Raw genomic sequence first — 14563 nt, 5'->3', positions numbered from 1 at the left:
TCGGGCAGACTCGGACCAGGCATTGATGTTGCCTCGCCACCGATCTGACCAGATCGAACACTGCGCCTCCCGGCGCAGTTTTCATTTCTGCAATTTGTAACGTCCGATCCCGTATGGTGTGCGCCGTGCGTCTGCGCGATGACCGAAGACGTATCTACCGTTGCACGGTAAACCGCAGACCTGCGTAGATTGACGGATTGACTAAGGAACACAGCATGAGCAAGCGTCGAGTTGTAGTGACTGGCATGGGCATTATTTCCCCGGTTGGCAACGACCTCGTCAGTGCATGGGATCGCGTCGTCAAAGGTGTCAGCGGCGTTGGTCCGGTGACCCACTTCGATGCATCGGCCTACGCTACCCGTATTGCAGGCCAGGTCAGCGACTTCGATCCGGGGCAGTGGATGGCGGCAAAAGACATCAAGAAGATGGACCCGTTCATTCACTACGGTGTTGCTGCGGGTACCCAGGCGCTGCGTGATTCCGGGCTGGAAATCACCGAAGCCAATGCACCGCGTATCGGCGTGGCCGTTGGCGCAGGCATTGGTGGTCTCTATACGATCGAGGCTACCACGCTAGAGCTGGCCGCAAAGGGGCCGCGCCGGGTGTCGCCGTTCTACGTGCCCAGCTCGATCATCAATATGGTGGCCGGCCAGCTGTCGATCATGTTTGGTCTGAAGGGGCCGAATATCGCCTGCGTCACAGCCTGCACCACCGGCGCGCACAACATTGGCCTGGCGGCGCGAATGATCCAGTACGGCGATGCCGATGCGATGATCGCCGGTGGCACCGAGTTTGCGACTACGGGTACCGCGATGGCCGGTTTCTGCTCGGCCAAGGCCATGTCCACCCGCAACGACGAACCGACCAAGGCCAGTCGGCCATGGGACAAGGATCGTGATGGCTTCGTGCTGTCCGATGGCGCCGGTGTGTTGATGCTGGAAGAATACGAACACGCCAAGGCGCGCGGTGCACGCATCTACGCCGAGCTGGTCGGCTTTGGCATGAGCGGTGATGCTTTCCACATGACGGCACCCAGCGAAGGCGGTGAAGGTGCGGCACGCTGTATGCAGACCGCGCTTAACGATGCCGGCCTCAATCCGTCCGAAGTGCAGTACGTGAATGCGCACGGCACCTCGACACCGCCGGGCGACCTGAGCGAAGTGATGGCAGCGAAGTCGGTCTTCGGCGAGCACGCCTACAAACTGGCGATGAGTTCGACCAAGTCGACCACTGGGCATCTGCTCGGTGCCGCGGGTGGTGTCGAGGCAATCTTCACGATTCTCGCACTGCGTGACCAGGTGCTGCCGCCGACCATCAATCTCGACGAACCCAGCGAGGGCTGCGATCTGGATTTCGTGCCAAACACCGCGCGCGAAGCAAAAATCGACGTGGCGATTTCCAACTCGTTCGGCTTCGGCGGTACCAATGGCACACTGGCATTTCGCCGCGTCTGAGCGTGAGTGACCCTCGATCGGCGTTCAATCGGCCAGCTCTCGATCGGTCGGCCATCGATCGACCGGCCCTTAATCGACGTACTCTCAGCGGCCGGCGCGATCTACTTGCGCCGGCCGCTGCGTTTCCAGCACGTTATCCATGCCTGCTCGAAAGTGTGGTGCGGGGTACGGCGCAGTCGCGCTACGACATTCTGTTCGCGTTTCCGCGGGATGCGCTGACGCTGGATACCGATGGTATCTTGCGCGACGGAGCGGGGCAGGTTCTGGACGGCCGTTTCCTCGATGCGCTGGATTGGGCGTGGAAGGCCGAAAGTCTGCCGCATGGCGAAGATGACGGCCTGCCGTTTCATGGCGGCTGGGTGCTGTTACTGGCTTACGAACTCGCCGGCGAAATTGAACCACGGCTGCGGCTGCGCCCGCCGTCGACATTGCCAGTCGCGCTGGCGTTGCGATGTCCTGCCGCCGTCATCGTTGATCATCTGCACGATTGCACGATCCTGATTGCCGAAGAGGGCGATGAAAGCCTGCTCGATCAGCTGGAAGTTGATCTCGCTGCAGTGCCGCGGATCCCGCCATTGCCATCGTTGAAAGACTGGCAGGAAGATGCGGCCGAGTCTTTTCTCGACGGCGTGGAACGCGTTCACGAACATCTCCAGGCGGGCGATATTTTTCAGGTGAACCTCTCGCGTGCATGGCGTGCGCAATACGCAGAAGCACCACCGCCAGCGTCGCTTTACCGTGCGTTGCGCCAAGCCAATCCCGCGCCGTTTGCCGGTTTGCTGCAGCAACCGGATTGGGCAGTGGCGAGTTCGTCGCCCGAGCGTCTGGTTGAAGTACGTCGTGGTGTGGCGCAGACCCGGCCGATCGCCGGTACACGTGCACGACTGCCTGGCGATGATGAGCTGGCGCGCATCCGCGAACTGAGTGCGCATCCGAAAGAGCGCGCCGAGCATGTGATGCTGATCGATCTGGAGCGCAACGATCTTGGCCGCGTTTGCATTCCCGGCACGGTCGAAGTCGACGAATTGATGGCGGTGGAGAGTTATGCTCATGTTCACCATATCGTCTCCAATGTACGAGGCCAACTGCGCGGCGACGTGACGCCGGGTGAGGTGATCGCTGCCACGTTTCCAGGCGGCACGATCACCGGTTGTCCGAAAGTGCGTTGCATGGAAATCATCGCGGAGCTGGAAGACGTACCGCGCGGCGCCTACACCGGCGCGCTGGGCTATCTCGATCGCAACGGTGACCTCGATTTGAACATCCTGATCCGCACCCTGACGCTGACCGGCAATGATGTGAGCCTGCGCGCGGGTGCCGGCATCGTTGCCGATTCGGTGGCGGAACTCGAACTGGATGAGACCCGCGCCAAGGCTCGCGGGTTGCTGCGCGCACTGGGAGTGCCGGATTGATGGCGCCCATGATGCTCATCAATGGATCGGCGCAAGGTACGGTGTCGCCATTGGACCGTGGACTTGCGTATGGCGACGGTCTGTTCGAAAGCATCCGTTTCGTCGGGGCTGAGGCTCCGCTGTGGTCCAGGCATATGCAGCGGCTCGAAGAGGGCTGTCGGCGTTTGCTAATACCTCCACCGGACAACGAACAGCTGTGGCACGAGGCATGCGAAGTCAGCCACGATTTGCCGCAATCGGTGGTGCGCATCACGCTGACCCGTGGTGTGGGTGACCGCGGTTATGCACCGGCTGCATCGCCTTTGCTGACACGGATCGTTGCGGCTTTCGCGCCACCGTCTGTGAACACGGAAAGCTATTCTCGCGGCGTGCGCATGCGTATCTGCGAACTGCGTCTGGCGGCGCAGCCGCTGCTCGCCGGCATCAAGCATCTCAATCGTCTGGAGCAGGTGCTGGCACGTGGTGAGTGGAGCGATCCGGCGATCGCCGAAGGCCTGCTCCGTGATGTTGACGGATCGGTTATTTCGGCCACCATGGCCAACCTGTTTGCCGTCATCGATGGCGAGCTCCGCACCCCAGCGCTCGATCACTGTGGCATCGCCGGCGTCGCCCGTGCCGAAGTGCTGGCGGCTTGTCCGCAAACGCAGGTTGGTCGGATCGACCTGAAGGCATTGCTGGAGGCGGAGGAAATCTTTCTCACCTCAAGCGTGCGCGGGATTCTGCCGGTACAGTCACTGGGTGATCGTAACTATGCACCGGGTACCATCACCCGCAAACTTCAACAGCACTGGCACAACCTGGGATTTTCGATGGAGCAGGCGGGATGAGCCGCAAGATGATGCAAGGCGGCGTGTTTGTGCGCGTGCTGGTGATGATCGTGCTGCTGATCATTGTTGGCGGGCTGGCCTACGGCGTGTACGACTTCAACCGCTTCAGCCGCACACCGCTGCATGTCACGGCACAGGGCGAGAGCATCGATATTGCGCGTGGAACCAGTTTCAGAAACATCGTGACGGATCTGCAGCAGCGCGATTTGAGTGAGGCCAACGGGCTGTATTGGCGTTTGCTCGCCGAGCAGATGCGTGTGGCCGGCAAGCTGCACGCTGGTGAGTACGCGATCGAGATGGGTCTGACGCCGCGCCAGCTGCTGGCCAACATGGCCGCCGGCAAAGTGATGCAGCGCAATTTCACCATCGTGGATGGCTGGACCTTCGCTGGATTGCGCCAGGCCTTGGCCGCAGCCGACAAGCTCAAGCACGAAAGCGCCGGTCTCGATGACGCGACCCTTATGCAGAAAATCGGCGCTGGCGGAGAGACGCCGGAGGGGCGCTTTCTGCCCGAAACCTATGCTTATGTGAAAGGCGATAGTGATCTGGATATTCTCAAGCGCGCTCATAGTGCGATGGCCAAGACACTCGATGCGCTATGGCCGCTGCGTGACAAGGATCTGCCGCTGGCTACGCCGTACGATGCGCTGATTCTCGCCTCGATCGTGGAAAAGGAAACCGGGCGTGCCGACGAGCGTCCGCGGATTGCCGGTGTGTTTGTGCGACGCCTGGAGGCCCACATGCTGCTGCAGACCGATCCCAGTGTGATTTATGGCATGGGCGCGCAGTACACAGGCAATATCCACAAGACCGATCTCACCACCGACACGCCGTACAACACGTATACCCGGGCGGGTCTGCCGCCCACGCCGATCGCGTTGCCGGGCAAGCCCGCGCTGGAAGCCGCCCTGCACCCCGCCGCCGGCAACGAGCTTTATTTTGTCGCCCGCGGTGATGGCGGGCATGTGTTTGCCAGCACGCTCGAGGAGCACAATCGCAACGTTGATTGCTACCAACGGAAGCATTGCCAGTGAGTGCGTCATCGATCCATCCACGGCGAGGAAAATTCATCAGCCTCGAAGGCGGCGAAGGTGCCGGTAAAAGCACCTTGCTGGCCGGGCTGCGTTCGAGCATCGAGCAGCGTGGTATCACGCTGGTGCAGACGCGTGAACCCGGCGGTACGCAGCTGGGTGAGGCCGCGCGCAGTATCGTGCTTGACCCCGCACAGCATGGTCTGACGGCGGAAGCTGAGCTGCTGCTGATGTTTGCCTCGCGTGCCCAACTGGTGCGCGAGGTAATTGCACCGGCACTGGATGCCGGGCAGTGGGTACTCTGCGATCGCTTTGCCGATGCCAGCTATGCCTATCAAGGCGGCGGCCGCGGTCAGCCGGTCGAGCGCATCGCGGAACTGGAGCGTTGGGCTTGCGCCGGGCTGAAACCTGACCTGACTTTGCTGCTCGATTTGCCGGTAGCGACCGGGCGCGCTCGCGCTGCCGGTCGTGGTGATGCGGATCGTATCGAGATCGAAGCGGACGCTTTTTTCGAACGCATTCGATCCACCTATCGTGACCGTGCCGCTGCCGAGCCGAGCCGCTTTCGGGTACTTGATGCCAGTCAGTCACCTGCGGATGTACTCAGTGCGGCCACTCAGGCGATAGCCGAATTATTCGAAGGTCTGACTGCATGAGTGCATTGCCCTGGCATGCGGAACACTGGTCGCGGCTGCAGTCGCGCCGTCAGCGCGATGCGTTGCCGCACGCGCTGCTCGTCTGTGGTGCCGCGGGTTTGGGTAAGCGCGAATTTGTGCAGCGTTTCGTCAAAGGTCTACTTTGCGAACAACCGGTCGATGGCGAAGCCTGCGGTCATTGCCGTCGTTGCCTGCTGCTGGCGGCTGGTACGCACCCGGATCTGATCGAGCTGAGCTTTGGTCTGCGCAAGGACGGCGTGCAGCGCAGCGAGATTGTGGTTGACCAGATCCGCGATCTGTCGGTACGGCTGGCGATGAGCAGCCAATTCGGTGGTTGGCAGGTTGCGCTGATCGATCCGGCCGACGCGATGAATGCGGCTGCCGGCAATGCGCTGCTGAAAACACTCGAGGAACCCGCCGCGCAGACCATGCTGATTCTGCTCGCCGACGCGCCGTGGCGCCTGCCGCAGACCATTCGCAGCCGGTGCCAGCGGATCGAATTTCATCTGCCCGACGCTGCCGCTGCTTTGGCATGGCTGCAGGATGAGGGTGTCGGCGATGCACCGGCCGCACTTGCGGCTGCCGGTGGCAATCCCGGTCTGGCGAGTGCGTGGGCAAAAGAGGGAGCGCTTGATCGTCGACTGGAAGTGAGGAAGGATCTCGCCGCGCTGGCTGCCGGTCGCGGTCAGCCGATGGAAGTGGTCAAGCGCTGGCTGGATAACGAGCCGGCGCAGCGTTTGTGGTTTGCCGCTCAGGCTGCCGCCGATGAGATCAAATCAAAGGTCACCGAGAAAACCGGGCCGCTCGCCAGTGCATTGAACGCCGAGGCATTGGACCATTGGTACAACGCGGTCAACCGCACCCGGGAGAGTCTGCGTGGACCGTTGCGCGCCGATCTGCTGCTGCTCGAACTGCTGGCGCAATGGCGTTGATGGCAACCGCCGTCAACGCGCTTCCATCGTCGCCCACCCCGCTGGAGCTGCCAGAGTTTTCCGCGCAGACGCGCCTGCTGGTGATCGCACCGCATCCGGACGACGAAACCATTGCGACGGGTTTGCTGATCCAGCGGGTGCGTGCAGCAGGTGGTGAGGTAAAAATCCTGTTGCTGACCGCAGGCGACAACAATCCCTGGCCGCAGCGCTGGCTCGAACGAAGAGTGCGTATTGGCGCGGCCGAGCGCGCGCGCTGGGGACAGCGTCGCCATGCCGAATTGGAGCAGGCATTGCGGCGGCTCGATGTGCCACCGCAGTCGCTGCAAAAGCTGGGTTGGCCGGACATGGGGGTTACCGACGTTCTGTTGCAAACGAGCCGTCACGCGATAGCCACGCTGTCTGCGGCTATCGGCACGTTTCGCCCCAGCATCTTTGCCATGCCGTCGATCGATGATCGTCATCCCGATCACGGCGCCGCGCATGTGCTCATGCGTCTGGCATTGGCGGAACAGAACGGTGCGCCAATGCAACTGGCCTATCTGATTCATGGTCATCCGGCGCATGACCGCTTCGTTGAAGTCGCGGGAACAGCCACCCAATCGATCAACAAGCGGGAGGCAATGACGGCGCACCATAGCCAGATGGCCTTGAGCGGACGACGCATGCACCGACTTGCTGGTCGGCCGGAGCGTTATTCAGAGGTGCCGTCGACACGGCAGGCATCAGCGACCGCGCTGCCCTGGCAACCGCCGATATGGTTGCAGCCGCGGTTGCGGCTTAGCGTGGCCGATGGGTCGGAGACGCAGGTCTGGCGTTGGTCACAGGCACCGTTGCAGCGCGATAGTGATGGTACGTATCACCTTGCGCTCTCTGCCAAAAACCACGAGGGCCTGCGCTTTGCCAAGCTGACTTGCGATCTTCCGTCTTTGTGGATATTCGATCACTGGGGCTGGTGCGAGCTCTAGCCCAGGTCCTTCACTGCCAGCTGGCCCTTGCATAGGTTGCGCGGGAGAGCTAGCTTCGGCGGAGGGGAATGACTATGCCGACTTGGGGATTGGCGCACTGAGGCGCTGGCGGCGTTTTCGATACCGACAAGAACGCTGTCGAATGGCACGCCGTTATGGGCGCTGCGATTAGGCGGATCCCGTTTACCGGCTGGCCACATGCATGCGCACCCCGGATCAGAATCCGCGACTGGTTAGCCCTGAGCTGAAGCCTCGGGCCGTGTCCGGCGAAAGCCTCTATGCGGCGCTTTCCGATCTGAGTCAGTTGTTACTGAACTCGCTCGATCCTGTCGTTCTCTACGAGGCCGTGATCGAGGTGCTTGAGCGACGGATCGGTGCACGTCTTGTCATGATTGGCGAGGTTGATCGCGCCAGTGGTTGGTTTCGACGCATCGCACCGGCTCACGTCCCGCTGGGCATGGAAGATATCTATCCTGAGCAATTGCCGTTTGCTGTGGCACAACCGTCGTTCTGGCATGGCACACCGCAGCTGGAAGCCGATATTGCGCATACGTCTGGCATGGAAATGTTTCGTCAGGCTTTTATGCGCCACGGCATCACGTCATCGATTGCGGTACCGGTGCTGACGTTTGGCGAAGTGCATGCAGGTCTGGTGATACGGTCTTCCGACGTCGATTTTTTTTCCCCGGCGATGATCGAGTTGCTGCAGCAGGCTGCGGCAAATATCGGTTTGGGGCTTGAGGCCCACCAACAACGGGTACTGCTGCTGAAGTCGGTTCAACACGAAGCGCGCCAGCGTCGCGCGCTGCGGTTGCTCAGCGAGATGATTAAAGTGGTCTCGCACGCCAGGGAAGAGCCTCTTTTGCTGATCGAGGCCTGCCATGTGGCCAGGCACATCGGTGACTACAGCCTTGCCTGGATAGGACTGATCCAGGGTGCTGCCGAACCGATCCTGCGCTGGCAGGTGCGCGATGGTTTCGAGGTGGCTAGTGAAAGTCGTGCGGCGGTTGATGGCTACGCCAACGATGTCGCTTTGCTCGTGATGCAGACTGGCGAGCCGCAGGTCTGGTATCCATCGCTTGCCGACCTGGGCGAGTTTTCGCCCGGCGACGAGGTGATGCATCTGCGCGCGCTGCTGGCGCTGCCCTTGCGGGCGGACGAGACGGTGATCGGTGCTTTTGTCATCGGCACGGTGGATACCGAGGCGTTTACCGCGATCGAAATTCAGGTTTTTTCGGAAATGGCGATCGAGCTGGGGCTCAGCATACAGATTCAGCGTGCGCGTGCTGCACGGCTCAATGCCGAGCGTGATCTGCGCTTTAATCTGCAGCATTTTCGCACCATTCTCTCACACCAGCATTCAGGCATTTTGGTGATATCCGAAGAAGGGCGGGTGAAGTTTGCCAACGAGGCTTTTTGCAAATTGTATGGTTTCGAGAAGACGCCAGCCGAACTGGAAAATCAGCCATCGAGCATGATTTTTTCCCGGTTGACGGATGCGTACAAGGATCCCGATAAGGAGTTTCTCCGGCTGAATGAAATTCTGCTGAGAGGCGAGGTGGTCAGGGATGAGGAGGTCCTGATGAGGGATGGGCGCACTCTATTGCGCGATTTCACGCCGATCTATATCGATGGAGTCCGCTGTGGACGCATCTGGAATCAGCGCGATGTCACCTCTCAGAAGATGCACGAGGCGAGTGTCCATCGGCTGGCGTTTTACGACGTGGTCACCGGATTGCCGAATCGTCGCCTGCTGTTCGATCTGCTCGAAAAAACGCGCGTCAGCGCGGTGAAGGATCACTCCCTGCTGGCGATTGGTGTGCTCGACCTCGATCGGTTCAAGAGCGTCAACGATACGATCGGCCACGGCGGCGGCGATCAGGTATTGGTCGAAGCCTCTTCTCGCATACTCGGCATTTTGCGCAAGGCCGACGTGCTGGCCCGGTTCGGTGGTGATGAATTTGCTCTGATTATTTCCGGTCTGGACAGCAACGAGCAGCTCGATGTGATCAGCCGCTGCATCCTGCAGGTATTGCGGGTGCCGTTCCAGTACATGGGAGAGCAACTGCATCTGTCGGCCAGCATTGGCTGGACGTTGTTTCCACTCGATCCGTCCGATGCCGAGGGGCTGGTGCGCCACGCGGATCTCGCCATGTATGCGGCAAAACAGGAGGGCAAGGATCGCGGGGCTTTGTACGAGCCTGCGATGGAGCTGGAGCAGCTGCGGCTGCAGGCGATGCGTGAGCGAATCGCCCAGGCGTTGGTGCAGTCGCGCCTGCGGCTGCTGTTTCAGCCGATCGTCTATATCGACGGTTTGCCGGGGCTGCACGGTGTCGCGGGTATGGAGGCGCTGATCCGTCTGCATGATGACGAGCTTGGCTTGATCGAGCCCGCCAATTTCACCCACGCGCTGGATGACCCGCAGCTGGCACGACCGATCGGCCGCTTCGTATTGAACGAGGCATTCAAGCAATGCCAAGAGTGGCTGCAGTATGGCGTCTCCATCCCCGTATCGGTAAATATCAGCACGCGGCATCTGCTGCATCCGGGTTTCTTCAGCGACATCGATGTGGCGCTCGACGCGTATCCTCGGGTGATGGATGTGGGTTTCGGCATTGAGATCACCGAGACCGGGCCAACGATGGATCACGCGCAGGCGACCCTGGTTATCGAGGAATGCCGCCGTCGGGGCATTCGCGTGGGCTTGGATGATTTCGGTACCGGCAGCGCATCACTGAGTCACATCCAGCGGCTCGATATCGAGCACATCAAACTCGATCAGAGTTTTGTGCGAGGCATTCTCAGCGATGATCGCAACATGGCCATCGCGGCAGGCGTGATCACCACGGCACGCATGCTGGCCAAGTCGGTGATTGCCGAAGGCGTCGAGTCGCTGGAGGAGGGTGACGTGCTGGCGTCGCTTGGTTGCCACCAGCTGCAGGGATTCTCCATTTCGCGGCCCATGGCTGGCGAGGCGGTGCCGCAATGGGTCACTGGCTGGATGCCGCCACCCTCGTGGAGTCATCTTGCCAGCGAGCGCCAGTTACTTGTGGATGGGCGACGAGTAAACATATGAGTCTGGTGCTGAGGATCGGCGTTCATCGGCAGGGTTCGTGTGGTCGATACGGTGATCGTCGGCGTCGCCATTGTGGTGCGGTGTCAGCGCAGCCTTTATGATCAGGCCATAATCGGTCGATGCGTTCGTCCGGCAGGAGTCAAGCATGAAACCCGTGGTGGCCGCCGCCCGACAGGGCATTATTTCGTTGAAGATCAAGGACGCGCCTTCGCTCTATAACGCTTATATGCCGTTCCTCAAGAATGGCGGGCTGTTCGCGCCAACGGCGCAACATTATGCGCTGGGCGACGAGGTGGTCTTGCTGGTGACGTTGGCCGAGGAAACCGAGCGTTTGTCGGTCGTTGGCAAAGTGGTATGGATCAGCCCGCTGGGTGCACAGGGCAACCGCATCGCCGGCATCGGCGTCCACTTCAACGAATCGGGTGACGCGGAAGCGGCCCGCAGCCGCATCGAGAACATCCTCGCCGGCACGCTGAGTTCGGATCGCGCGACGCATACCATGTAATGGTGACGTCACGTCGATCGTCTTGATGTGTGGTCAATCCGCACATTGGGATCATTAGAGCTTGTCGTAGTACCCGTACGCGCTGGTACAATAACGGGGTTCGCGGACCCGTTCTTCGCGAAACGTCGCATGCTTCGGGCTGAGTGCCTGCAAGTGTGGCCAAGCAGCTTACGGCTGTGCCGGCCTGACGAACCAAAAGTCGCCAGACCGTTTCCCCGCGGTCACTGATGCGCCGCTTGGCGCGGAGGTAAATTGCATCGTGATTGCCGAATACTGGCCCGTTTTGTTGTTCATCGGTGTTGCCATCGGTCTGGGTCTGGCGCTTCTCGCCATCGGCCTGCTGGTGGGTCCGAGCCGTCCAGGTGCCGAAAAGCTGGCGCCCTACGAGTGCGGCTTCGAGGCATTTGAAGATGCCCGCATGCAGTTCGACGTGCGCTACTACCTGCTGGCTATCCTGTTCATCATTTTCGATCTGGAAATAGCCTTCCTGTTTCCGTGGGCGGTGGTGTTCCAGAAGATCGGCGCCACGGCGCTGATCGAGATGGCCTTGTTCCTGCTCTTGCTGGTTATCGGTTTCGCCTACGTCTGGAAGAAAGGGGCACTGGAATGGGAGTGAGCAATTCCATCAGCCGGGTGATGCACAACCCGGAGCCGCTGAATCTGGTCGACGATATCCTGCGTCCGGCCGGCGACAATCCGATCGTCCAGCGCGGCTTCGCCACCACCAGCGTTGATGCGTTGATGAACTGGGCGCGTACCGGTTCGATGTGGCCGATGACGTTTGGTCTGGCCTGCTGCGCAGTGGAGATGATGCACGCCGGCGCCGCCCGTCTGGATCTGGATCGCTATGGCGTGATCTTCCGTCCCAGCCCGCGCCAGTCCGACGTGATGATCGTGGCCGGCACCCTGGTCAACAAGATGGCTCCGGCGCTGCGCAAGGTCTACGACCAGATGCCCGAGCCGAAATGGGTGATTTCGATGGGTAGCTGCGCCAATGGCGGCGGCTATTACCACTATTCGTATTCGGTGGTGCGCGGCTGCGATCGCATCGTGCCGGTCGACATCTACGTGCCGGGCTGTCCGCCGACGGCCGAGGCGTTGATCCACGGCATCCTGCAGCTGCAGAAAAAAATCCGCCGCACCAGCACCATCGCGCGTTCGTAAGAGGCTCTTTATGTCCGACCCACATTCGAGCGCGCTGGCCGAAAGTCTCGCTGCGCGATTCGGCGAAACGTTGACCCTCAGCACGGTTCGCAACGAAACCACGGCCGAGCTGGCCGCTGCCGACTTGATCGCCGTGGCCACTGCCCTGCGCGACGAGCCCGAGTTTCGCTTCAGCGAGCTGGTCGACCTTTGCGGCATTGACTATCTCGGTCATTGCCAAACCGAGTGGGATACCGAATCCATTTCCAGCACGGGCTTTTCGCGTGGCGTGGAAGGGCAGGCGATGGGCCGCTTCAACTGGGCCGAGCGTCCGCGCGGCAATAATGAGCCGCGCCGTTTTGCCGCTGTGATCCATCTGCTGTCGATCGCGCACAACCGCCGCCTGCGCCTGCGCGTGTTCTGCGACGACGACACGCTGCCGGTGGTGCCGTCGCTGACCTTGATCTGGCCGGGTGTGAACTGGTTCGAGCGCGAGGCATTCGATCTGTACGGCATCATCTTCGATGGCCATCCCGACCTGCGCCGCATTCTTACCGACTATGGTTTTGTGGGTCACCCGTTCCGCAAGGATTTTCCGCTGATCGGCAACGTCGAAGTGCGTTACGACCCCGAGCAGAAGCGCGTGATCTACGAGCCGGTCTCCATCGAGCCACGTATCCTGGTACCGCGCACCATCCGCAACGACGCCGACCTCATGCAGGCCGAAGCCGAAGCCGCCGATCACTGGCGGGAGAATTGAGCATGCAGGAAATTCGCAATTACACGATGAACTTCGGCCCGCAGCATCCGGCCGCTCACGGCGTGCTGCGCCTGATCATGGAGATGGACGGTGAAACCATCGTCCGTGCTGATCCGCATATCGGGCTGCTGCACCGTGGTACCGAGAAGCTGGCCGAGTCCAAGCCGTTCAATCAGTCGATCGGCTACATGGATCGGCTCGATTACGTCTCGATGATGTGCAACGAGCATGCTTACGTCAAAGCGATCGAAACCCTGCTGGGCATCGAGGCGCCGGAGCGTGCGCAGTACATCCGCACCATGTTCGATGAGATCACCCGCATCCTCAATCACCTGATGTGGGTCGGTTCGAACGCGCTCGATCTGGGGGCGATGGCGGTGTTTCTGTACGCCTTCCGCGAGCGCGAAGAGCTGATGGACTGCTACGAGGCGGTCTCCGGCGCGCGCATGCATGCCACTTATTACCGTCCCGGCGGTGTGTACCGCGATCTGCCTTCGCAGATGCCGCAGTACCGCGAATCGCCGTGGCACAAAGGTAACGACCTCAAGCGCATCAACAGCTGGCGCGAAGGCTCGATGCTCGATTACCTGGAAGCGTTTACCAACGATTTTCCGAGCAAGGTCGACGAGTACGAAGAACTGCTCACCGGCAACCGCATCTGGAAGCAGCGCACCGTTGGTATCGGCGTCATTAGCCCGGAACTGGCCCAGCAATGGGGCATGACCGGCGCGATGCTGCGTGGCTCGGGCGTGGAATGGGATCTGCGCAAGAAGCAGCCGTACGCGAAATACGCCGAAGTGGATTTCGATATCCCGGTCGGCGTCAACGGCGATTGCTACGACCGTTATCTGGTGCGCGTGGAAGAGATGCGCCAGTCCAATCGGATCATCCAGCAATGCGTGAAGTGGTTGAAGGCGAATCCCGGTCCGGTGATAGTGAAGAACTTCAAGGTCGCGCCGCCCACGCGCTTTGAAATGAAGGAGGACATGGAAGCCATGATCCACCACTTCAAGCTGTTCACCGAAGGTTATTGCGTACCGGCTGGCGAAACCTATTGTGCGGTCGAAGCGCCCAAGGGTGAGTTCGGTTGCTATCTGGTTTCCGATGGCGCCAACAAGCCGTTCCGCGTGCATCTGCGCGCGCCGGGCTTTGCCCACCTCTCGTCCATGGACACCATCGTGCGCGGCCATATGCTCGCCGACGTGGTTGCCATGATCGGCACCTACGATCTCGTGTTCGGCGAAGTCGATCGCTGAGTCCGAAGGAAAGAATCTATGAAAGTCACCGGACATTTCGATCAGGTCAGGAACGTCGATCCACTCGTCGTTCTCACTGAGCACACACGCCATCACATCGACGCATGGGTGGCCAAGTTTCCGCCGGATCGAAAGCGTTCAGCGCTGATCCAGTCGCTATTCGCGGCGCAGGAGCAGAACCAGGGCTTTCTCAGCGATGATCTCATCGCCGCGGTGGCGAAATATCTCGATCTGCCGACGGTATGGGCGTACGAGGTAGCCAGCTTCTATTCGATGCTGGAGACCAAGCCGGTTGGCCGCAACAACGTAGCGATCTGTACCAATATCTCGTGCTGGCTCAACGGCGCGGACGACTTGGTGCGTCACTGCGAAAAAAAGCTGGGCATTAAGCTCGGCGAAAGTACCGCCGATGGCCGCGTCTATCTGAAAAGCGAAGAAGAGTGCATCGCTGCTTGCGTGCGCGCCCCGGCGATGACCGTCAACGGCCACTATCACGAGCATCTGGACATCGAGAAGCTCGACAAAATTCTGGACGGGTTGGAGTAG

At 60.7% G+C, this 14563-nt stretch carries 14 protein-coding genes; all 14 read left to right on the top strand.

Annotation, left to right across the window (positions count from 1 at the left end; genetic code table 11):
* Positions 1 to 215: 215 nt before the first annotated feature.
* The 14 genes from fabF to nuoE all read left to right on the top strand — a co-directional run bounded on the left by fabF (position 216) and on the right by nuoE (position 14563).
* Positions 216 to 1454 carry a beta-ketoacyl-ACP synthase II gene (gene fabF, locus HDE79_RS20165; protein WP_184604768.1) on the top strand — a complete coding sequence of 413 codons (1239 nt, stop codon included), beginning with the start codon at positions 216 to 218 and terminating at the stop codon, positions 1452 to 1454.
* A gap of 53 nt (positions 1455 to 1507) precedes the next feature.
* Positions 1508 to 2866, top strand: a complete 1359-nt coding sequence (locus tag HDE79_RS20160) for an aminodeoxychorismate synthase component I (RefSeq protein WP_184604852.1) — start codon at positions 1508 to 1510, stop codon at positions 2864 to 2866.
* Complete coding sequence (gene pabC / locus HDE79_RS20155) at positions 2866 to 3693, top strand: aminodeoxychorismate lyase (protein ID WP_184604766.1); 828 nt, start codon at positions 2866 to 2868, stop codon at positions 3691 to 3693. Before HDE79_RS20160 ends, pabC begins: the two co-directional genes overlap by 1 nt.
* The gene (mltG, locus tag HDE79_RS20150) at positions 3690 to 4727 is read left to right on the top strand and encodes an endolytic transglycosylase MltG (protein ID WP_184604764.1); all 1038 of its coding nucleotides are present in this window, start codon (positions 3690 to 3692) and stop codon (positions 4725 to 4727) included. The genes pabC and mltG overlap by 4 nt, the downstream gene beginning before the upstream one ends.
* 11 nt (positions 4728 to 4738) lie before the next feature.
* Positions 4739 to 5380, top strand: coding sequence for a dTMP kinase (tmk, locus tag HDE79_RS20145; protein ID WP_184604850.1), 642 nt, complete (start codon positions 4739 to 4741; stop codon positions 5378 to 5380).
* On the top strand, positions 5377 to 6312 hold the full coding sequence (gene holB, locus HDE79_RS20140; RefSeq protein ID WP_184604762.1) for a DNA polymerase III subunit delta': 936 nt from the start codon (positions 5377 to 5379) through the stop codon (positions 6310 to 6312). Before tmk ends, holB begins: the two co-directional genes overlap by 4 nt.
* Positions 6312 to 7277: a PIG-L family deacetylase gene (locus HDE79_RS20135; RefSeq protein ID WP_184604760.1), complete on the top strand. Its 966-nt coding sequence runs from the start codon at positions 6312 to 6314 to the stop codon at positions 7275 to 7277. The genes holB and HDE79_RS20135 overlap by 1 nt, the downstream gene beginning before the upstream one ends.
* 202 nt (positions 7278 to 7479) lie before the next feature.
* Positions 7480 to 10353 carry an EAL domain-containing protein gene (locus HDE79_RS20130; protein ID WP_184604758.1) on the top strand — a complete coding sequence of 958 codons (2874 nt, stop codon included), beginning with the start codon at positions 7480 to 7482 and terminating at the stop codon, positions 10351 to 10353.
* A 157-nt stretch (positions 10354 to 10510) separates the two neighbouring features.
* Complete coding sequence (locus HDE79_RS20125; protein ID WP_184604848.1) at positions 10511 to 10858, top strand: PilZ domain-containing protein; 348 nt, start codon at positions 10511 to 10513, stop codon at positions 10856 to 10858.
* Positions 10859 to 11117: 259 nt separating this feature from the next.
* Positions 11118 to 11474 (top strand): NADH-quinone oxidoreductase subunit A, encoded by a 357-nt coding sequence (gene ndhC, locus HDE79_RS20120; protein ID WP_184604757.1) that lies wholly within the window; start codon positions 11118 to 11120, stop codon positions 11472 to 11474.
* Complete coding sequence (locus HDE79_RS20115; RefSeq protein ID WP_184604755.1) at positions 11465 to 12022, top strand: NADH-quinone oxidoreductase subunit B; 558 nt, start codon at positions 11465 to 11467, stop codon at positions 12020 to 12022. Before ndhC ends, HDE79_RS20115 begins: the two co-directional genes overlap by 10 nt.
* Before the next feature lie 10 nt (positions 12023 to 12032).
* On the top strand, positions 12033 to 12761 hold the full coding sequence (locus HDE79_RS20110) for an NADH-quinone oxidoreductase subunit C (RefSeq protein ID WP_184604753.1): 729 nt from the start codon (positions 12033 to 12035) through the stop codon (positions 12759 to 12761).
* Between the two features lie 2 nt (positions 12762 to 12763).
* Positions 12764 to 14017 carry an NADH-quinone oxidoreductase subunit D gene (locus HDE79_RS20105; protein ID WP_184604752.1) on the top strand — a complete coding sequence of 418 codons (1254 nt, stop codon included), beginning with the start codon at positions 12764 to 12766 and terminating at the stop codon, positions 14015 to 14017.
* An 18-nt stretch (positions 14018 to 14035) separates the two neighbouring features.
* Positions 14036 to 14563 (top strand): NADH-quinone oxidoreductase subunit NuoE, encoded by a 528-nt coding sequence (gene nuoE, locus HDE79_RS20100; protein ID WP_184604750.1) that lies wholly within the window; start codon positions 14036 to 14038, stop codon positions 14561 to 14563.

This window comes from Rhodanobacter sp. MP1X3 (genome assembly GCF_014207165.1).
In the GTDB taxonomy this organism is placed as follows: domain Bacteria; phylum Pseudomonadota; class Gammaproteobacteria; order Xanthomonadales; family Rhodanobacteraceae; genus Rhodanobacter.
Note: the sequence above shows the minus strand (reverse complement) of the source record. Positions and strands in the feature narration are given on the sequence as shown.